This window comes from Kibdelosporangium banguiense (assembly GCF_017876405.1).
GTDB classification, from domain to species: Bacteria; Actinomycetota; Actinomycetes; order Mycobacteriales; family Pseudonocardiaceae; genus Kibdelosporangium; species Kibdelosporangium banguiense.
In genome coordinates, this window is the sequence record NZ_JAGINW010000001.1 from 12,605,608 (window position 1) to 12,626,291 (window position 20,684).

12 protein-coding genes, 1 pseudogene and 2 riboswitches are annotated in these 20,684 nt (G+C 66.7%); of the genes and pseudogenes, 6 read left to right on the forward strand and 7 right to left on the reverse strand.

Features of this window, described 5'->3' with window-relative positions; translation table 11 throughout:
* Positions 1-7 precede the first annotated feature (7 nt).
* Both mptB and JOF56_RS56505 read left to right on the forward strand, forming a co-directional pair.
* Positions 8-1,288 carry a polyprenol phosphomannose-dependent alpha 1,6 mannosyltransferase MptB gene (mptB, locus tag JOF56_RS56500; RefSeq protein WP_209647733.1) on the forward strand — a complete coding sequence of 427 codons (1,281 nt, stop codon included), beginning with the start codon at positions 8-10 and terminating at the stop codon, positions 1,286-1,288.
* Positions 1,275-2,198: pseudogene (locus JOF56_RS56505) on the forward strand (phytoene/squalene synthase family protein); the annotation flags it as partial. The gene mptB and the pseudogene JOF56_RS56505, both read left to right, overlap by 14 nt.
* Here the strand turns inward: JOF56_RS56505 and JOF56_RS56510 are convergent.
* Positions 2,162-2,530: an Rv2175c family DNA-binding protein gene (locus JOF56_RS56510; RefSeq protein ID WP_209647734.1), complete on the reverse strand. Its 369-nt coding sequence runs from the start codon at positions 2,528-2,530 to the stop codon at positions 2,162-2,164. The pseudogene JOF56_RS56505 and the gene JOF56_RS56510 overlap by 37 nt on opposite strands.
* Positions 2,531-2,639: 109 nt before the next feature.
* On the opposite strand from JOF56_RS56510, the gene pknB reads away from it, so the two are divergent.
* The gene (gene pknB / locus JOF56_RS56515; RefSeq protein WP_209649106.1) at positions 2,640-4,640 is read left to right on the forward strand and encodes a Stk1 family PASTA domain-containing Ser/Thr kinase; all 2,001 of its coding nucleotides are present in this window, start codon (positions 2,640-2,642) and stop codon (positions 4,638-4,640) included.
* A gap of 39 nt (positions 4,641-4,679) precedes the next feature.
* On the opposite strand, the gene JOF56_RS56520 is transcribed toward pknB, so the two are convergent.
* A complete protein-coding gene (locus JOF56_RS56520) occupies positions 4,680-6,068 on the reverse strand; it encodes a class II 3-deoxy-7-phosphoheptulonate synthase (protein ID WP_209647735.1) in 1,389 nt (462 codons plus the stop codon).
* 56 nt (positions 6,069-6,124) lie between these two features.
* On the opposite strand from JOF56_RS56520, the gene JOF56_RS56525 reads away from it, so the two are divergent.
* Positions 6,125-7,141, forward strand: a complete 1,017-nt coding sequence (locus JOF56_RS56525) for a DUF2891 domain-containing protein (protein ID WP_209647736.1) — start codon at positions 6,125-6,127, stop codon at positions 7,139-7,141.
* On the opposite strand, the gene JOF56_RS56530 is transcribed toward JOF56_RS56525, so the two are convergent.
* A complete protein-coding gene (locus tag JOF56_RS56530) occupies positions 7,127-8,152 on the reverse strand; it encodes a hypothetical protein (RefSeq protein WP_245378821.1) in 1,026 nt (341 codons plus the stop codon). The two genes, JOF56_RS56525 and JOF56_RS56530, sit on opposite strands and share 15 nt — an antisense overlap.
* Positions 8,153-8,343: 191 nt before the next feature.
* Positions 8,344-11,946 carry a methionine synthase gene (gene metH / locus JOF56_RS56535; protein ID WP_209647738.1) on the reverse strand — a complete coding sequence of 1,201 codons (3,603 nt, stop codon included), beginning with the start codon at positions 11,944-11,946 and terminating at the stop codon, positions 8,344-8,346.
* A gap of 16 nt (positions 11,947-11,962) precedes the next feature.
* A riboswitch (S-adenosyl-L-homocysteine riboswitch) is annotated at positions 11,963-12,041 on the reverse strand.
* Between the two features lie 41 nt (positions 12,042-12,082).
* On the opposite strand from metH, the gene JOF56_RS56540 reads away from it, so the two are divergent.
* Complete coding sequence (locus JOF56_RS56540; RefSeq protein ID WP_209647739.1) at positions 12,083-13,039, forward strand: DUF1152 domain-containing protein; 957 nt, start codon at positions 12,083-12,085, stop codon at positions 13,037-13,039.
* Between the two features lie 42 nt (positions 13,040-13,081).
* On the opposite strand, the gene JOF56_RS56545 is transcribed toward JOF56_RS56540, so the two are convergent.
* Positions 13,082-14,413, reverse strand: coding sequence for a hypothetical protein (locus JOF56_RS56545; RefSeq protein ID WP_209647740.1), 1,332 nt, complete (start codon positions 14,411-14,413; stop codon positions 13,082-13,084).
* Positions 14,414-14,602: 189 nt separating this feature from the next.
* Between JOF56_RS56545 and JOF56_RS56550 the strand changes: the two genes are divergently transcribed.
* Positions 14,603-15,877: an ankyrin repeat domain-containing protein gene (locus JOF56_RS56550; protein ID WP_209647741.1), complete on the forward strand. Its 1,275-nt coding sequence runs from the start codon at positions 14,603-14,605 to the stop codon at positions 15,875-15,877.
* Here the strand turns inward: JOF56_RS56550 and JOF56_RS56555 are convergent.
* Positions 15,874-16,923 carry a ribonucleotide-diphosphate reductase subunit beta gene (locus tag JOF56_RS56555; RefSeq protein WP_209647742.1) on the reverse strand — a complete coding sequence of 350 codons (1,050 nt, stop codon included), beginning with the start codon at positions 16,921-16,923 and terminating at the stop codon, positions 15,874-15,876. The two genes, JOF56_RS56550 and JOF56_RS56555, sit on opposite strands and share 4 nt — an antisense overlap.
* Positions 16,920-20,381: a ribonucleoside-diphosphate reductase subunit alpha gene (locus JOF56_RS56560; protein ID WP_307855748.1), complete on the reverse strand. Its 3,462-nt coding sequence runs from the start codon at positions 20,379-20,381 to the stop codon at positions 16,920-16,922. Before JOF56_RS56560 ends, JOF56_RS56555 begins: the two co-directional genes overlap by 4 nt.
* 94 nt (positions 20,382-20,475) lie before the next feature.
* Positions 20,476-20,669: riboswitch (cobalamin riboswitch) on the reverse strand.
* Positions 20,670-20,684: the final 15 nt, after the last annotated feature.

Here is a 20,684-nt window from a genome sequence, read left to right on the forward strand (position 1 = left end):
TGCCGCGATGTCCGCGATCGCAGCACCTGTCTCCACTCGGTATGGCCTGGCTCTGGGGCTTGGGCTGGCCGGTTCGGCCGCGATCTGTGCCGCCTCCTACCTCGGCTACAACCGCGCCCTGTTCTACGTCGGCGCGGGGCTGATCATCTGGGGCTGGCTCTGGTTGCGGGCATGCACCCGAACCCAGATCCTCACCGCGATCGCCGCCTGGGCGGTGCCGCTGCTCGCCGCCGCGCCCGTGCTGAGCCAGGATTTGTACATCTACCTGGCTCAAGGCGCGATCGCGCACGCCGGGCTGGACCCGTACACCGTGGGCCCGTCCGGCCTGGACAGCCCGTTGACCGCCAAGGTCAGCTGGGTCTGGGAGAACACGCCGTCGCCGTACGGACCGCTGTTCATCCTGCTGATGAAGAGCATCGTCGCGGTCACAGGCCCGCACCTGGTCCTCGCCGCTGCCATCACGAAGATCGTGATCGCGTCCGGGCTGGTGCTGCTCTGTGCCGCGCTGCCGGGGCTGGCCAGGCATCTCGGCGGCACGGCTGAGCAGGCGTTGTGGATCGGTGCGGCCAACCCGTTGGTCCTGGTGCATCTCGTCGCGGGTGCGCACAACGACCTGCTGATGATCGCGTTGCTGGCCACCGGGACGTTGTTCGTGCTGGACCGGCGGCACCTGCTGGGCATCGTGATCGTGGCGTTCGCGGTCGGGATCAAGGTGACGGCCGCGATCGCGTTGCCGTTCCTGGTCTGGATCTGGGCAGCCCGGGAGAAACGGCTCGGGTTCGTCAAAGCCGCCGGGCTCGGCGCCGTGGTCACAGTGGCGGTGTTCGCACTGTGCACGCTCGCTGCTGGGGTCGATCTGGGCTGGTTGAAGGCGCTGGGCGGCAACTCGCTGCTCATCCACTGGCTGTCGCTGCCGACCGGTGTGGGCGAGCTGTTCGGCGTGATCCCGGCCGCACGGATCGGCGGCTGGGCGCTGCTGGCAGGCATCATCGTGTGGCTGTGGTGGCGATCCCGGGAAGGCGGGCCGAAGGCGGTCGCGGCAGCGGCGTGGGCGTTGCTGGCGACGGTCCTGCTGTCGGCCGTGACGATGCCCTGGTACTTCACGTGGCCGCTTGTCCTGGCGGCTGGTTTCGCGATGCGGCCCGCGATTGTGGCAGGTGTCTCGGTGTGGCTTGTGGTTATCAACTACCCGAGTGGGGACACCGGTCTATACAACTGGTGGTGGGTGCTGCTGACCGCAGCCGCAGGTGTCTTCGCAGGCTGGAGGGTGACGCGTGAGCAGGCGTGAGCTGGACGCGGCCGGTGTCACCGACCCGGACCTGCGCGCCGCGTACACCGCCAGCAAGGCGATCAACGCCAGCCACGGCCGGACGTACTTCCTGGCCACCCGGCTGCTGCCGATCGAGGACCGGCCCGCTGTGCACGCGCTGTACGGCTTCGCCCGGATCGCGGACGACATCGTGGACGGCAGGCTGCCCAAAGCCCAGCAGGCGCTGGAGCTGATGGCCCTCGAACGCGACATGTGGACAGGCACCCACCCCGTGCTCAAGGCACTGGCCGACACGGTCGAGCGTTACCGCATCGACCCGCAGCTGTTCGCCGACTTCCTTTCCTCGATGCGGATGGACCTGCACGTCAAGGAGTACGCGACCTTCGACGACCTCGCCGCCTACATCTACGGCTCCGCAGGCGTGATCGGCCTGCAGATGCTGCCCGTCCTGGGCACGGCCGGACCGCGCGCCGAGGCCGAGCCGTACGCCGCCGCGCTGGGAGAGGCGTTCCAGCTGACGAACTTCCTGCGGGACGTCGGCGAGGACCTCGATCGTGGCCGCGTGTACCTGCCGGCCGACGAACTGGCCGTGTTCGGCGTGGACCGCAACCGTTTGCGCTGGGCCCGGCGCACTGGCCGGCCGGACCAGAATGTGCGCAGGGCTCTGGCCCATCTGGTCGCCCGGACGTACGCGATCTACCGGCGGGCCGAGCCCGGGATCGCGCTGCTACGGCCCGAGGCAAGGCCGTGCGTCAGCACCGCGGCTGAGCTGTATCGGGGAATCCTCGACGAGATCGTGGCCGCGGACTACGCCGTTCTGGATCGGCGCGCGGTCGTCCCTACCGGGCAGCGCATCCTGGTCGCGCTGCCCAGACTGGGCGTCGCCGCAGGTCAGAACGCCAGGGCCTGGGCCCGGCGCTTGACTTCGCGGCCGCGGTTGCCGCGCAGGGCCTCGATCGGCATACCCGGCAGGGACTCGTCGGCGGTGAACAGCCACCGCAGGATCTCGCTGGGCGAATAGCCGGAGTCCACCAGCACGGTGATGGTTCCCGGCAGGCCCTTGACCACCTCGTTCTCGTCGGTCAGGAAGATCGCCGGGACGACGAGCTCGCCGTTTCGGCGAACCGCGATCAGCTGGTTGTCTCGAAGAGCCTGCTGGACTCGGCTCACGGGGCGGCCGAACCGGTCGGCCACTTGCCGCAGGGTCAAAACCTCCACCGCTGGCTCGAGCACATCTTCAGCAATGGGAATCGCACTCACAACTGAACACGATGCCACACGTCACACGTGTAAGAAATGAGGCAGGCCGACCACAAGGAGCGAACCGATCCGTACGATCCCAGACGTGCAGGAGAAGGGCGGGCTTCAAATGGCGACGTTGCTCGAGCAGCGTTACCGGGTCGACGCGCCACTGGCGCGCGGCGGGATGTCGGCTGTCTACCGGGGCATGGACACCCGGCTGGAGCGGCCGGTCGCCATCAAGGTGATGGACCACCGCTTCGCCGAGGACCGGTCGTTCGTCGACCGGTTCGAACGCGAGGCGCGGGCGGCCGCGAGTCTGCATCACCCGAACGTGATCGCTGTGCACGACCAGGGGTTCGACGGTGACCACGTGTTCCTCGTGATGGAGCTGGTCGACGGCGGAACCTTGCGTGACCTGCTGACCGAGCGCGGCAGACTGGCTGTGCCGCTCGCGCTGTCGGTGCTGGAGCCGGTGCTGTCGGCGCTCGCTGCCGCGCACGCGGCCGGGCTGGTGCACCGGGACGTCAAACCCGAGAACGTGCTGATCGGCAAGCAGGGCATGGTCAAGGTCGGCGACTTCGGCCTGGTCAAGGCGATGGCCAGCGCAGGCAACACGAGCAACAGTGTCATCCTCGGCACGGTCGCGTACCTGTCGCCCGAACAGGTGACCACAGGTGCGACCACCGCACGCGGTGACGTCTACTCCGCGGGCATCCTGCTGTACGAGATGCTCACCGGCACCCCGCCGTACGTCGGGGACACCCCCATATCGGTGGCCTATCGGCACGTGAACGACGACGTGCCGCCGCCCAGCCAGCTCGTGCCCGGGATTCCGCAGGCGCTGGACGAGTTGGTGCTGCGCGCGACGCGCCGGGATCCGGCCGTACGCCCCGCCGACGCCGCCGCGTTCCTGCACGAGCTGAACCAGGTCCGCACGCTGATCGGCAGCCCGGCCGTGCCCATCCCATCGCCCTCGCACGGCCAGCAGACCATGCCCAGGGCCGCCGACGTCCCCACCATCCAGACCGCTCCTGTGCAGGGGCAGCGCCAGACTGTGCCTGGCCGGCAGGGCACCAAGGCGATGCTGCGATCCGACTTGGACGGCGTGCCGCGCCCCCTGATCCAGCGCGACCCGCCACAGACCGGGCCGCAGCAGGTGCAGCCACGCGGCCCGAAGCCAGGCCGCCCGAACACCGGTGGCCTCGGTGCCCGGCTCGGCGGTCGCAAGAAGCCGAAGTGGCTCATCATCGCCGTGGTGTTCGCCCTGGTCGCCGGCATAGGCACGTATTTTCTGACCAGGACCGAGCCGGTGGCGATCCCGAACGTGGTCGGCAAGGACTCCGCCGCGGCCACCACCGAGATCGAGAAAGCCGGCCTGGTCGTCACCGTGGTGCAGACACGCAGCGACACCATCAACAAGAACAAGGTGATCCGGACCGATCCGCCGACCGGGACACTGATCCCCGGTTCCGGCGTGAACATCTACGTCTCCGCCGGGCCGCCGATCGTGCCACAGGTCGAGGCCGGTGCCACGATCCAGGCCGTGGAGCAGGCGCTCAAGGCACAGGATCTCAAGGCAACGCTGAACGCCGAAGAGGACGAGTTCGACAACAAGGTGGCAAAGGGCTCGGTCCTGCGTGTCTCGCCGAGCCCCGGCACGCAGCTGAAACTCGGCGACACCGTCACGATCATCCTCAGCAAGGGCGAGGCACCGCTGCAGCCGCTGCCCGACGTCTCCGGCCAGACCGAGGACGAGGCCCGTCGCCTGGTGCAGGAGGCCGGCTGGGAGGTCGAGACCGTCCGCCAGCAGTTCGCCCCGAACGTCGACGGCGGCAAAGTGATCTCCACCAGCCCAGGAGCCGGTCAGGTCGTCCAGGACAAGCGGGTCACACTGATCATTTCGAACGCCGTCGTCGTGCCGGACCTGAACAACAGGACTGTCGAAGAGGCCAGGGACATCGTGGACAAGCTCGGGCTCAGGCTCGACGTCGCGTTCGGCAACGGCAACGACAACCGAGCCCGGGTCTTCGCCCAGGCGCCGGGCGCGCGCAACCGGGTCGAGAAGGGCTCGACCGTCCGCGTCGGCGTCCGGGGCGGCGGCTTCTTCGGCAACTTCGGCGGCAACTGACCTTGTGAGCGGCCGGACCGGCCGCTCACAAGGGACCAGTCAGGAACGCAGCATCTCCGCGACGAGGAACGCCAGCTCCAGCGACTGCTGGGTGTTCAGGCGCGGGTCGCAGGCAGTCTCGTAACGGCCGGACAGGTCCGTGTCGGAGATGTCCTGCGCGCCGCCGAGGCACTCGGTGACGTCCTCACCGGTGAGCTCGACGTGGATGCCGCCGGGGTGCGTGCCGAGCCGGCGGTGCACCTCGAAGAAGCCCTGGACCTCGTCGACGATCCGGTCGAAGTGCCGGGTCTTGTAGCCGGTCGAGGACTCGTGGGTGTTGCCGTGCATCGGGTCGCACTGCCAGATCACCTTGTGCCCGGACGCCTCGACCTTCTCCACGATGCCGGGCAGCACGTCGCGCACCTTGTGGTTGCCCATCCGGCTGATCAGGGTCAACCGGCCCGGCTTGTTGTGCGGGTCGAGCCGTTCGACGTACTCCACGGCCAGTTCGGGCGACGTGCCCGGGCCGATCTTCAGGCCGATCGGGTTGGCCAGCAGCTCGGCGAACGCCAGGTGCGCGCCGTCCATCTGCCTGGTGCGCTCGCCGACCCAGAGGAAGTGCGAGGACAGGTCGTAGAGCTTGGCCTCCTCGCCGGAGGTGTCCATCCGCAGCAGCGCGCGCTCGTAGTCCAGCAGCAGCGCCTCGTGGCTGGCGAAGATCTCGGTGTGCTCCAGCGAGTGGTCGTGGACGCCACAGGCGGACATGAACCGCAGGCCACGGTCGATCTCACCGGCCAGGGCCTCGTAGCGCTCGCCCGCGGGCGAGGTCCGCACGAAGTCCTTGTTCCAGTCGTGCACCATGCCCAGGCTGGCCATGCCCGCCCCGGTCAGGGCACGCAGCAGGTTCATCGCCGCGCCGGCGTTGGCGTACGCCCGGACCATCCGGGACGGGTCCGGCACGCGGGCCTCAGGCGTGGCGACCAGCGAGTTGATGATGTCGCCGCGGTACACAGGCAGGCCAAGCGCGTCCGTGGCGTTGGAGCGGGGCTTGGCGTACTGGCCGGCGATCCGGCCGACCTTGACCACCGGCAGGCTCGCGCCATAGGTCAGCACCACGGCCATCTGCAGCAAGGTGCGGATGTTGCCGCGGATGTGCGGCTCGGTGTTGTCGGCGAACGTCTCGGCGCAGTCGCCGCCCTGTAGCAGAAAAGCCTCGCCGTTGGCGACCTCGGCCAGCCGCTCCCCCAGCCGGTCCACTTCGGCGGGCACGGTGATCGGGGGCACACTCTCCAGCAGCGTGCGTACCGCGCGCACGTTGTCCGGGTCGGGCCACTCGGGCTGCTGCGCGGCGGGCTTGGCCAGCGCGTCGTCCAGGGATTTGCGCAGGTGTGGCGGCAGCGGGGGCAGTTCGGGAAGCGTGTCGACGGGCACGTCCACGGTCCAGTTCACCCCCATAGCCTAAGAGGTCGCCACACCGGATTTCGCGTCAGGCAGGATTGGCCCCCATGTCCCCACTTCCAGGCAGTACACGGTTGGACAGCGAGACCGCGAACCGGTTGCTCGTCACGGCCGTGGCCAACGTCCGGCGTGACTACCCGGTCCACTGGACGAAGCTGATCCACTCACCGGCGGACCTGGTGCCCCACCGCACGCTGCACCCGGTTTTCGCGGGTTCGTACGACTGGCACTCATGCGTGCACCAGACCTGGCTGGCGGCGCGCCTGTTACGTCTGGACCCCGGCTTACCCGCCGCGGACGAAGCCCGGTCGGTGCTGACAGAGTTGATCACCCCGGAGAACTGCTCGACCGAGGCGGCCTTCTTCTCGACCGACGCCGGCAAATACTGGGAGCGCCCCTACGGCTGGGCCTGGCTGCTGACCCTCGACGCAGAGCTTGCGGACTCCCCCTGGTCGGTCGCGCCGCTCGCGCAGGTCCTCCGCGACCGCTGGCTCACCTGGATCCGCGACGCCCGCCTCCCGATCCGCGTAGGCACCCACACCAACACCGCCTTCGCCACCAGCCTGGTCCTCGACGCAGCCCAGCGCCGCGGTGACACCGAACTCACCGAAGCCTGCACCTCAGCCGCCCTGCGCTGGCACCTCGACGACGTCGGCTACGGCGGCTTCGAACCCGACGCCGCCGACTTCCTCTCTCCGGCCCTGGCCGAAGCCGACCTGATGCGCCGAGTCCTGGACAGCTCCGAATTCGGCCTCTGGCTCTCAGCCTTCCTGCCCGACCTGGCCGACGACCGCTGGACCACCCTGCGCGAGCCCGTCATCGTCGACGACCCCAGCGACCCCCTCGGCTCCCACCTGGCCGGCCTGGTCCTCTCCCGCGCCTGGGCCTGGCGCTCGATCGCCGCCGCCCTCCCACCATCACACCAATTCATCCCCCTCGCCCAGCAAGCCGCCGACGCACATTCCCGCCTCGGCTGGGACTACGTCTTCGGCTACGGCTACGCCGCCGAACACTGGCTCGGCACATTCGCCGCCTACCTGGAACTGGGATCACTGGATCGTTGAGCCACTGACTGATGGGGTGCCTGCACCGAGGTAGAAGATGCCGCGGTAGCCGGTGGTCTCGAAGCCTGCGCTGGGATTGCGGCGCAGGGTCGAGCCTTCGATGGTCAGGGTGCCGGTGCGGTCGTTGCTGACGAAGAACAGGGCGCCGCCGCCTTCGTTGGCTTTGTTGTTCTCGATGATTGAGCCGCCGATCCGGACGGTGAATTTGTCGCCGTCGTTGTAGATGGCGCCGCCGCTGCCGCCGCCGGGTGTGCCTTCGCGGGCGGGGTTTGCGCCGCGGCCGATGGCGGCGTTGTTGCGCAGGATGCTGTTGAGCACGGTGAAGGACACGTGCAGGCCGCTCAGGGCGCCGCCGTTGGCGCATTGGCCGCCTTCGAAGGTGCTGCTGACGATGTAGACCGGGAGACCCCTGGACTGGCTCAGCACGCGCAGTCCGGCCCCGCCGAGGTCTGGACCTGTTGGATCACAACGGTTCTTGACGAACCGGGAGTTCACGACCTTCACGCGGCCGCCGCGTACGAACACCGCTCCCCCGCCGCCGCCTTCGGTTTCGTCGCCGGTTGAGTTGCCGTCGGCGAACGTGATGTTCTGCAACGTCAGTTGCGGGTGGTCCTGGTCCTGGCAGTGCGAGGTGGTGTGGCCCTGGGCCTGGTCGCAGGTGTTCATGTACAGGATCCGGTGCCGGCCGCCACCGCTGAGCGTGACCTTGCCGCCGCCGTCGAGCACGATCTTCGGGCCGGTCGCGTTCTTGATCTTCGCGGTGGCCGCCATCTGGATCGTCACCGGCGCGGGCCCGCAGGAGAACGCGATCACTCCGCCCGCGGCCACCGCTGCCACCACAGCCTGGGACGTGCAACTGGCCGGTGTGCCGTCACCGATCACGCGGGAAGGCTTGCTCGTGTCCTCTGCCTTGGCTTCCGCGGGCACGACCGCACGCCCAGCCGGGTTCCCGGCCACTGGAAGCGGTGGCGGGGCTGACGAGATCGGCGTCGCAGAGCTGGTCGTCGTCATCGCCGGAGGAGGAGACGGTGACGGCGGCGATAGTGATGACGGAGTCGAGCTCAGCGGCGGCGCGATCGCGGTCCCGGCTGTGGACGAGCCACAACCAGTTAGGACAACAATCAGCGCCGCACAGAGCGATAATCGACCCAGCATGCGGGAGACGATAATGCCGTTCCCGCACGCTGTGGCCGGTTATCTGTTCACGAACTCTCGTAGCCCAGGTTGGGACGCAACCAGTGTTCGACGGTTTCCAGCGTGGTGCCCTGGCGGCGGGCGTAGTCCTCGGTCTGGTCTTTTCCGAGCCTGCCGACGGTGAAGTATTTCGCGCCCGGGTTGGCGAAGATCAGGCCGCTCACCGCAGCTGCCGGGGTCATCGCGAACGACTCGGTCAGCGCCATTCCCACTTTCTGGGCGCCGAGCAGGTCGAACAGTTCCCGTTTCTGGCTGTGGTCCGGGCTGGCCGGATAACCCAGCGCCGGCCGGATGCCGCGGAATCGCTCGGCGTGCAGGTCTGCCAGGTCGGGCTCGGCGTCCGGCTCGAACCAGGCGCGCCGGGCCTGCAGGTGGATGTACTCCGCGAACGCCTCGGCCAGCCGGTCTGCCAGGGCTTTCACCATGATCGAGTGGTAGTCGTCCTGCTCTTCCTCGTACTTGGCGGCCAGTTCCTCGGCGCCGTGGATCGCCACGGCGAACCCGCCGAGATGATCATCGGCCGGGGCGATGTAGTCGGCGAGGCAGCGATTCGGCCTGCCCTCGGGCTTTTCGGTCTGCTGACGCAGCATCGGCAGCCGGAGCTCGCCGTCGAGCACGATGTCGTCGCCTTCGGAATGCGCCGGCCAGAATCCGTACGCGCCCTGGGCCTGGAACAAACCGTTCGCGATGATCTCGTCCAGCAGGACGTTCGCCTCGTCGAACAGCTCCCGCGCCACCGGCTGATCCAGAATCGCCGGGTATTTGCCTTTCAGTTCCCACGCCAGGAAGAAGAACTGCCAGTCGATCATCTCGCGCAGCGCGGTCAGATCCGGTTCGATCACCCGGACACCGGTGAAATCGGGAATCGGCAGATCCTCGAAGGAAACCCGTTCGGGATTGGCCTGAGCCTGCTGCAGTGTCAGCAGCGGGCGGCGTTCCTTGGCCTCGTGCTGTTCACGCAACCGCTCCTGATCCGCACGGTTGCTTTCGGCCAGCTGAACGGAGCGATCGTCGTCGAGCAGCTCGGAGACCACGCCGACAACGCGGGAAGCGTCGAGCACGTGCACGATCGTGCCGTCGTACGCAGGCGCGATCCGGACCGCCGTGTGCTGGCGTGACGTGGTCGCGCCGCCGATCAGCAACGGCAGCTTGAGGCCGCGGCGCTGCATTTCCGTTGCCACACTGACCATTTCGTCGAGCGATGGCGTGATCAGGCCGGAAAGCCCGACGGCGTCGGCACCTTCGGTCACCGCTGTGTCCAGAATGGTCGCCGCGGGCACCATCACGCCGAGGTCGATCACCTCGTAGTTGTTGCAGCCCAGCACAACGCCGACGATGTTCTTGCCGATGTCGTGCACATCGCCCTTGACGGTGGCCAGCACGACCTTCCCGTTGCCGTTACGGGTGTCGATCCGGCCTTCCTGGCGCGCCTTCTCCTTCTCGGCCTCCATGAACGGCTCGAGATACGCCACCGAACGCTTCATCACACGCGCGCTCTTGACCACCTGCGGCAGGAACATCTTGCCGGAGCCGAACAGGTCACCGACGATCTTCATGCCGTCCATCAGCGGCCCCTCGATCACGTCAAGGGGACGCGCCGCGTCCTGCCGCGCCTCCTCGGTGTCCTCCTCGATGAAGTCCACGATCCCGTGCACCAGCGCGTACTCCAGGCGCTTGCGCACCGGCGTGTCACGCCAGGACAGGTCGACCTTGCGCTGTGTGCCGGACCCGCTGACCGTCTCGGCGAACGAGACCAGCCGGTCGGTGGCGTCCTCGCGCCGGTCGAACAGCACGTCCTCGACCAGTTCCAGCAGGTCGTCCGGGATGTCCTGGTAGACCGCGAGCTGCCCGGCATTGACGATGCCCATGTCCAGCCCGGCCTTGACGGCGTGGAACAGGAACGCCGAGTGCATCGCCTCGCGCACGACATTGTTGCCACGGAAGGAGAACGACAGGTTGGAGATGCCGCCGCTGGTCCGCGCGCCCGGACATCGCTGCTTGATCAGCGGCAACGCATCGATGAACGCCTTGGCGTAGCCGTTGTGCTCGGAGATGCCCGTGGCGACCGCGAGCACGTTCGGGTCGAAAATGATGTCCTCAGCGGGGAAACCGGCCTTCTGCGTGAGCAGGTCGTAGGCACGGGCGCAGATGTCGACCTTGCGCTCGGTGGTGTCGGCCTGGCCCTTCTCGTCGAACGCCATCACGACCACACCCGCGCCGTAGTCACGGATCTTGCGCGCCTGCTCCAGGAACTGCTCCTCGCCCTCCTTGAGGCTGATCGAGTTGACGACTCCCTTGCCCTGCAGGCACTTCAGGCCGGCTTCCAGCACACTCCACCGGGAACTGTCGACCATGACCGGGATCCGGGCCACCTCCGGCTCGGTGGCGATCAGGTTCAGGAACGTGGTCATCGCCCGCTCGCTGTCGAGCAGGTCGGCGTCCATGTTGACGTCCAGCAGGTTCGCACCGCCCCGGACCTGCTCGAGTGCCACGTCGACCGCGGCCTGGTGGTCGCCGGCCTCGATCAGCCTGCGGAACTTGGCCGAACCGGTGACGTTGGTGCGTTCGCCGATCATCACGAACCCGGTGTCGGCACCGATCACGAACGGCTCAAGCCCGCTGAACCTGGTGGCCGGTTCGACTTCCGGGATGTCACGCGGCGCCATGCCCTGGACCGCTTCGGCGATCTTGGCGATGTGCGCGGGCGTCGTGCCGCAGCAGCCGCCGACGATGTTGACCATGCCCTGCTCGACGAACTCCTTGAGCAACCGCGCCGTCTCGTCCGGCGTCTCGTCGTACCCGCCGAACGCGTTGGGCAGACCGGCGTTGGGATGGCAGGCGGTGTACGTGCCCACGAGCCTGGCCAGGTCGGCGACGTGCGGGCGCGCCTCGGTGGCACCCAGCGCGCAGTTGACGCCCACGATCATCGGGTCCGCGTGCTCGATCGACCGGAAGAATGCCTCCACGGTCTGCCCGGACAGCGTGCGGCCGCTCAGGTCCACGATGGTCACGGAGATCCACAGCGGCAGTTGCGGCGCCACGTCCCGGGCGGCGGCCACCGCTGCCTTGAGGTTCAGCGTGTCGAAGATCGTCTCGATCAGCAGCAGGTCCACGCCGCCCTCGGCGAGCCCCTTGATCTGCTCGGCATAGGACTCGTAGACCTGGTCGAACGTGACCGCGCGGTACGCCGGCTCCTCCACCCGCGGCGACAGCGACAGGGTCACGTTGAGCGGGCCGATCGAGCCGGCGACGTACTTGCCGCCGAGCTCGTCCGCGGCCTGCCGGGCAAGCCGCGCACCCTGCACGTTCATGTCGTTGACCAGCGACTGCAGCGCGTAGTCGGCCTGGCCGATGCTGGTGGCGGTGAAGGTGTTCGTGGTGGTGATGTCCGCGCCCGCGGCCAGGTACTGGCGGTGCACGTCGAGGATGACGTCCGGGCGGGTGAGGTTGAGCAGATCCGGGTCGCCGGTGACGTCCTTGGGGTGGTCCGGGGTGATCAGCTCACCGCGGTAGTCGTCGGGTTTGAGCCCCGCACCCTGCAGCATCGTGCCCCAGGCTCCGTCGAGCACCACCACGCGCTGATCAAGCAGTTGCTTGAGGGACTTGCTCATCAGACCACCTCCCATTAGCTGGGAGGCGCCCTTGGTGCACTCGCGCCAGGCCGAGCGTGGCGGACCTGTGGTCCGTTGCAGCGCCTCTCGGCCTGGACTACCAAGGGTAGCCGATCGGCGCCGATAGGCTTGGACGGTGTTCTCACTATCTGAACCGCCGCTGTTCACCCGATTACGAACATCCCAGCGTGTGCTGATCGCCGGAGCAGGTGGCGGGTTCGATGTCTACGCCGGATTGCCACTGGCGTTCGCACTGCGCGAAGCCGGCAAAACCGTCCACCTGGCCAACCTGTCGTTCGTGAATCTGGACCAGCTGGCGATGGAGGTCTGGCTCGCGCCAGCAGTCGCCGCGATCACCCCGAACGTCGAGGTCAGAGGCACATACTTCCCGGAGCGAACGCTGTCGCGATGGCTGGAATCCGAAGCCCTCCCGTCGACGGTCTACGCCTTCCCCCGCACTGGCGTCCGTCCGCTGCGCGCCGCATACCAATCCCTCGCAGACCAATTGGACCTGGACGCGATCGTCCTCGTCGACGGCGGCACAGACATCCTGATGCGCGGCGACGAAGTCGGCCTCGGAACACCCGAAGAAGACATGACAAGCCTGGCAGCGGTAGCCGGAATCCCTGATCTGCAACGGCTGGTCGTCTGCGTCGGCTTCGGCATCGACACCTACCACGGCGTCTGCCATTCCCACGTTCTGGAAAACCTGGCAGCCCTGCAGCGAACCGGTGCCTACCTCGGCGCCTTCTCCATCCCACCGCAAAGCCCCGAAGCCACGGCCTATCTACGCGCCGTCGACCACGCCCAGGCCGCCACCCCACGCCGCCCCAGCATCGTCAACGGCCAGATCGCCGCCTCCCTGCGCGGCGAATTCGGCAACAGCCAGTTCACCGACCGCACCGCCGGCAGCGAACTGTTCGTCAACCCCCTGATGAGCATGTACTTCACCCTCGACCTGCCCGGCCTGGCCGCGAGCATCGGCTACCTCCCCCTGATCGAGGACACCTACTGGTTCGCCCAGATCTCCTACGCCATCGAGCAACACCGCGAACACCTCGACCGACGAACCTGGCGAGCCTTCCCCCACTAAAAGTGAGGTGCGTCCCGGATGGGACGCACCTGCAGCAGATGGCTATCGGGGCACCATATTGATCCACTCGATGCCGTTCGACGCCCAGAGCTGGATGGTCGCGCCTGGATACTGGAGCTTCCACTTGCTGCCCAGCACGATCACCTCGTATCGACCGGCCTGCCGGTTACGGACATGAAACTTGCCGTTGGCATCACTGGTCTGGTGGCTGACGATCCGTTTGGTGTACGGGTCGACGAGGAGCACCACAACTCCGGCAACTGGCGTCCCGCCGTGGGTGACGTTGACATCCGCGCTGCCCATCTGGCCGGGGACCCTGGCTGAGTCCCGTGCCTCCGGGTTGCCGTCGCCGCTGCCGTCGGGGCCGAAGTCGCAGGCGACGACGACCTCACCCCAATCATGGGCCTTGGTGGGAAGAGAATCGACGACTGTGACGGTCTTGCTCTCGCCTGCCGCGACCGTGAGGCCTGGGGTATCCCAGTTGAGGAGACCCCAGGCTGGGCTGTTGTTCATGCTGTTGTCGTTGCCGACGCGGTTGCACCAGGCTTTGAGGCCGGTGATGGGGGTGCTGCCCCGGTTGGTCAGCGTGACAGTGGCCTGGACGTTCTCGCCAGGCTGGTAACTGTCCTTGGACAAGGTGATCGACGCGCTGAGCCGGTCGGTCAACGGCCGGACTGCCCGGATGACCGACTGCAGGGGTGCGCCCTCGTCGATGGCGAACCTCTCATACGGCGTGACCCAGCCGTCCGGCGCGATCATTGACGACGAGTACTGACCGGTCGGGATCCGCGGGAACGCGAAGCCGCCATCCGGCCCCGTGGTGGTCTCGAAACTCGAGTACGGGACTCCGCCGGCCATCCTGACCTTGGTCCCACCGAGCGGCTCACCGGGATCCACTTGGTTGTTCTCGTTGCGGTCGCCGTAGACGACACCAGTCCAGCCACCGGTTGTGGCCCGGACCTCGGAGCGCAGGTCGAATTGCGGATCGTAGACCGGCCGCACCGATGGCGAAAACACCCGTCCCTTGATCGACACATTGTCGGTGGGGTTGTACAAGTAACTCGTCACTTCGAAAGTCCGCGTGACGCCCGGCTCGATCAGCGCACCGGCGTTATGGGCCAACTCGCCCCAACTGCTCGGATAGAAGTTGCCGCCGTCGGTGACCACAACCGCCTTCACGGCCGCCACCGTGCCGATATTGCTGATCGACAGACGCAGCGTGACCAACGCGCCCGCGGAATAGGACGGCTTGTCGAAGGCCGCCTCGACCTTCAACTCTGTCTGTTCGGGTTCGGCCTGAGCGGCTGGTGCCGCCATGAGCGCCAGCGCGAGCGCGGCGATGCCCGCGCCAAACCGGCGCGATAGTGTTCGCAACACAGGAACCTTCTTCAAGACGTGCAGGTTCGCAGCTCCCCGACGACCCCCTTGGGCCTGAGCCGACGTCCCCCAGTTCGTGGAATCAACCTTCGAGGGTCGGCTGGACACTGTCAATGCGGCTTTCAGGGCAACCGCCCCTGGACGGTTGATCGACAGGGGGCGCGGGCGGGACCTAACGTTGCGTCTGTGGACCTGCATAGCGCAGTCGCGAGTGGCGACGCGGATGCGGTCCGAGCGCTGCTCGCAACCGGGGCGGCGCTGTCGTCGACCGACGAACAGGGGTGTACGCCGCTTGAGGTCGCGCGTGATCCGGACATCGCGCGCCTGTTGATCTCGGCGGGGGCGCCGGTGCGGACCCATGGGCTGACGAGCCCGTTGCATCGGGCGGTCGAGTTCGGGTGGACTGATGTCGCGGAAATGCTGCTTGACCGGGGGGCTGATCCCAGCAGCAGGGATGAGTACGGCGATCTGCCGCAGGATCTTCTGCCGTCGGGGCCGTCGGTGTTACGGGAGCGGATGGCCCGGCGGCTGCGGTACCACGGGCAGTCGGCGCGGCTCGGGCTGGATGACGTGACCAATGGGACACAGCAGACAGTGGCGATCCGTCCACATCGCAGCGAGGCGCTGACCACTATGTACCGCGGGACTGTGCTGGTCCGGTGGGAACTCGAGCCGAGGATCAAGCCGCTGGAGATCCTCCGGGCCGGCACAAGGAGCGAGTTACGCGGGCCGGAAGGGTCCGTGACGGGCTCGCTGGTGGCGTTCGCCGGGCCGAAAACCGTGCAGTTACGGCAATGGGCCGCGATCAGGCTCGCGCACGAGTTACCGGACGCGCCGACCGGCAGCCTGGCGATGTCGCCGGACGGAACGCACCTGGCCATCGGCGGTGACCAGCGTCTTGTCATCGTCGACCCGCAGAGCGGCGCGATCGTCGCGGGCGACCACGAGCTTGATCACGCCGACTGGGAGGGACTCGGGGATTCCCGTGTCACACCAAGGTTCTCCCCGGACGGCCGGACGATCGCCGTGGCCAACTCGATGCGGGGAAGCTGGTGGCTGACCGTCCTGGACATCACCGGGGACGGACATTTACGGCACCGCTACGACCGGCGGGATCCGCAACCCTGGAGTTCCGAGGTCTCCGGCGCGATCAGGTTCTCACCGGACGGCGAGCTTGTCGTGATGTGGGTCCACCCCACCGCCGTGATCGCGACCCGCACGGCGACCGGCGAGGCGGCGTGGACCCACAAGCTCGAATCCGCCAGCGGATCACTCTGTTTCACCGGCGACGGACGGACTTTGGCCGTCGGCACCAGTTCCGGAGTGTCCTGGTTGGACGCCAACACCGGCAGGCCGCGTGGCCGCGAGACCACGTTCGGCGCCGTACACGATCTGGCGTACGCCGACCACTGTGGCATGCTCGCGGCCACGAGCACCGGGCTGCACCGGCTTCTCGGCTAGTCCCAGTCCAAAGAGGACCCGCTGGCGTACTCGGTCACGCGGGTCTCGAAGAAGTTCTTCTCCTTCCCCAGGTCCATCGCCTCCGACATCCACGGGAACGGGTTCTCCGCCGGGCCGAACACCGGCGCCAGGCCAAGCTGGGCGCAGCGGCGGTTGGTGATGAACCGCATGTACTGCTCGCAGAGCTCCGCGTTGAGACCCAGCAGCCCGTTGGGCATGGTGTCGCGGCCGTAGGCAACTTCCAGCTCACAGGCCTCGCCGAGCATCGTCCGGATCTCCGCCTGGAACTCCGGCGTCCACAGGCCCGGGTTCTCGATCTTGATCTGGTTGATCGTGTCGATGCCGAAGTTCAGGTGGATCGACTCGTCACGCAGGATGTACTGGTACTGCTCGGCGATGCCGACCATCTTGTTGCGCCGGCCCAGCGACAGGATCTGGGCGAAGCCGGTGTAGAACCACATCCCCTCGAACACGACGTAGAACGCCACCAGGTCCCGCAGGAAGGCCTGGTCGTTCTCGTGCGTCCCGGTTCTGAACGACGGGTCCTCCAGGTTCTTGGTGTAGTCCAGCGCCCACGCGGCCTTGTCGGTGATCGACGGGACCTCGCGGTACATGTTGAACAGCTCACCCTCGTCCAGGCCGAGCGATTCGCAGATGTACTCGAAGGTGTGCGTGTGCACGGCCTCCTCGAACGCCTGCCGCAACAGGTACTGGCGGCACTCGGGGTTGGTCAGGTGCCGGTACACCGCGAGCACGATGTTGTTGGCCACCAACGACTCCGAAGTCGCGAAGAAGCCGAGGTTGCGCTTGATCGCGTGCCGCTCGTCCGCAGTGAGCCCGTCGGGTGAACGCCACAGCGCGATGTCGGCCTGCATCGAGACCTCGGTCGGCATCCAGTGGTTCGCGCAGCCGGCCAGGTACTTGTCCCACGCCCACTGGTACTTCAGCGGCAGCAACTGGTTGACGTCGGCGCGGGCGTTGATCATCGCCTTGTCGTCGACGTGCACCCGGGAAGCGCCACGCTCGATCAAAGATGGCTCAGTCACTGGCAGGCCTCACAGTCCGGGTCGGTGATGGAGCAGGCGGCGGCTTCGACCTTGACGGCGTTCAGCTTGCCGTCGGTGCCCTGCAAAGTGCTCTTCTCGACGTGGGTGGCGCTCTGCGAACGCAGGTAGTACGTGGTCTTCAAGCCCTTGCGCCAGGCCAGCCGGTACAAGGTGTCCAGCTTGCGGCCGCTTGGCGCGCAAATGTACAGGTTGAGCGACTGCGCCTGGTCGATCCACTTCTGCCGGCGCGACGCGGCCTCGATCAGCCAGTCGCTGGAGATCTCGAAAGCCGTGGCGTACAAGGCCTTCAAGTCCACCGGGATCCGGCCGACCGGCTCGAGCGCGCCGTCGTGCAGCTTGAGGTCGGCGACCATCGCCGAGTCCCACAGCCCACGCTGTTTCAGGTCCGCCACCAGGTGCGCGTTCACCACAGTGAAGTCGCCGGACATGTTCGACTTCACATACAGGTTGCGGTACAACGGCTCGATCGACTGCCCGACCCCGCAGATGTTGGAGATGGTCGCGGTCGGCGCGATCGCCATGATGTTGGAGTTGCGGACACCACTTCTGACACGCGTGCGCAGCGCGTCCCAGTCCAGAGTGGACTCAGTGTTCATGTCAAGCTGATCACGCGCCTCGGCAAGCCGCGCGATCGAGTCGATCGGCAGAACCCCCTGACTCCACAGCGATCCGTCGAACGTCTCGTACCGGCCCCGCTCTTCAGCCAGGTCAGCCGACGCCGAAATGGCGTAGTAGCTGATCTCCTCCATGCTGCGGTCGGCGAACTCGACTGTCTGCGCCGACGCGAGCGGAACCCTGAGCGTGAACAGCGAATCGGCGAACCCCATCAGCCCCAGCCCGATCGGCCGGTGCCGCAGGTTGGACCGGCGCGCCTCCGGGATCGTGTAGAAGTTGATGTCGATCACATTGTCCAGCATCCGGACCGCGGTCTTCACGGTCCGCTCCAGCCGGGCGTGGTCAATCCCCTGCGGCGTCACATGATTCGCCAGATTGACCGACCCCAGGTTACAGACCGCGACCTCGTCCGCACTCGTGTTCAACGTGATCTCGGTGCACAGATTCGACGAGTGCACCACACCCACGTGCTGCTGCGGCGACCGCAGGTTGCACGGATCCTTGAAGGTGATCCACGGATGCCCGGTCTCGAACAACATGGTCAGCATCCGCCGCCACATGTCGACGGCCTTCACCCGCCGGAACACCCGGATCTCGCCACGATCCGCCGCTTCTTCGTAGGCACGGTAACGCTTCGCGAACTCCAGCCCATAGCTGTCGTGCAGATCCGGAACCTCGTCGGGCGAGAACAGCGTCCACTGCCCGTCGGCCTCGACTCGGCGCATGAACTCGTCCGGCACCCAGTTCGCCGTGTTCATGTCATGCGTCCGACGCCGGTCATCACCGGTGTTCTTACGCAGGTCCAGGAACTCTTCAACGTCGATGTGCCACGTCTCAAGGTAGGCACACGCCGCGCCCTTACGCTTTCCGCCGTTGTGTACCAGTCCGGCGGTCGTCATGTAGGACTCGTCTGTCTCGACTTTGAGGTCGAACACAGTCGGCACGACTTCGGTCGCGCACACATCCCGGACCCGGGTGAAGACCATTCCCCCATGCTCGATCCAGTTGTGTTTGGCGACAGGGCGGCAGCCAACAAGCTCGGCGATACCCGCGACGGCGGGAACACGGATGTCAAATGCCTTGACCACACCGGAAAAGGAGATCCGCGTTCCGTCAGAACGGATGCCGGTATGATCCTGTTCGCGCTCCCGGTACTGACCGGCTGACGGAACTCCCAGTCGGAGCAGCTGGTAACGAACTCCTGACGCAAGCGACGGGGAGGTCGTAGTGAAGTAGATCTCGACACCACGCGACACGCCGCCATCAGTTTCCAGCAGCCCTTGCAGCAGCATTCGAGTCTGCACATGAGGCAAGTGCGAGAACCGGCGAGCGATGCGCTTGTGCCGCTGGTCGTCATACAGATCGTCGTAGGTGAAAGGCAGTGTCGGGTCACCCGCTCCGGCGATGCGCCCGGTTACGGCGTCGCGCCGTACTCCACGACCAGAAGCCCAGCTGATCTGGAGATAGGTGTCGTCTCGCCCACGCTCCCAAAAATGGATGCCGCGCTCAGTGAGATAGCTGCGCACGAAGTCAAGATGTATGTCCAGTTCTGGATTGCCCGAGACGCCCCACTGCATCCCATCCTTCGACAGATGTCCGTCGCCCAGCAGGATTCCGTAGAGTCGTGCGTCGTCCTCAGTGAGACCCGGGACCGGCACAATCTCTGTCGGCACGACCTGCCCGACGTAGTCTCCCTTCGTCAGCTGACCGGCATCGATCCACTCCGGCCTGACCTTGTCGTTGGCCAGCCACTTGAGAGTCCGGCTGTTGGCCTGTTCCAGCGGCACACCCTTGATCGCGTAGAACGGGTGCCCCGCAGTGACCTTCAGCTTCTCGATCGAGTGCTTGATGGTCACTTCCACCATGGGGTCGATCTGGTCGTAGACAAGCACCTCGGCAACTTCGCGGTAGTTGCCACTCGCGCCGAGAACCAGGTCACCAGCCTGGACATCCTGGATCGCCTTCGCACCATCGGCCGTGTAAATCATGGTCTCGCCGGCGAAGCACTGGTTGACCGCGACCGTAGTGTCATTGGCGATTTTCAGGAACGGCACAACGCCCTGGGACTGGCCGTTGGTGCCCTTGATGTGGGCGCCCATGCCGCGGACCGGGGTCCAGTCGTTGCCGAGGCCGCCTGAGTACTTGGCAAGCAGGGCGTTGTTGCGGTAGCTCTGGAAGATGCCGTCCAGGTCGTCGTCCACAGTGGTCAGGAAGCAGGACGAGAGCTGCGGGCGGGTGGTGCCGGAGTTGAACAGGGTCGGTGTGGAGCACATGAAGTCGAACGACGACAGCAGTTCGTAGAACGAGATCGCGCGGGCCTCCCGGTCGTCCTCCCGGATGGCCAGGCCCATCGCGACGCGCATGAAGAACGCCTGCGGGAGCTCGTACCGCACGCCACGCTCGTGCAGCAGGTAGCGGTCGTAAAGCGTTTGCATGCCAAGGAATCCGAACGCGAGGTCGCGTTCCGGCTTGATCGCGGCGGCGATCCGGTCCAGGTCGAACGTGGCCAGTTCGGGGTCCAGACGGCCCAGTTCGATGCCCTTGCGCACGTATTCGTGGAAGTACTTCTCCTCCGGGAGCACGCCGTGGACCTCGCGGTGGAGTTTGCCCAGCAACAGCCGCGCGCACACGAACGAGTAGTTCGGCTCGGTTTCCACGAGTGTGCGCGCCGACATGATCAGCGCGTCGTCGAGCTCCTTGCCGGTGATGCCCTGGTAGATGTTGCGTTCCACCTCGGCGATCACCAGCTCGGCCGCCACGTCGGACAGGCCGGCGCACGCGTCGGCGACGCGGCTTTCATAACCAATAGCTGTAGCTGTCACAACCCTCTCCTCGCGAGCCAGACCGCCCAGAGCACACGGCATCACAAAGAAGCCGTGCCGGCCCACCCGCGAGGCTCCGGACACGCGCACGCCTACGGCGCACGCATCGATGGCAGGTCTTCGGACTCGTGGGCGCCAAACTCCGACCTACTGGCCGTCGCTTCCCAGGCTTGCGCCCAGTGCTTCAATGACGGCTGTCGTTCCCACTCACCGCTGCGGGGCAGTCCCGGATTCGCACCGGGTTCCCTTGTCGCATCGACAGCGCAGACCCTACATGTAGTGGCGGCGCAGCAAACACACCCC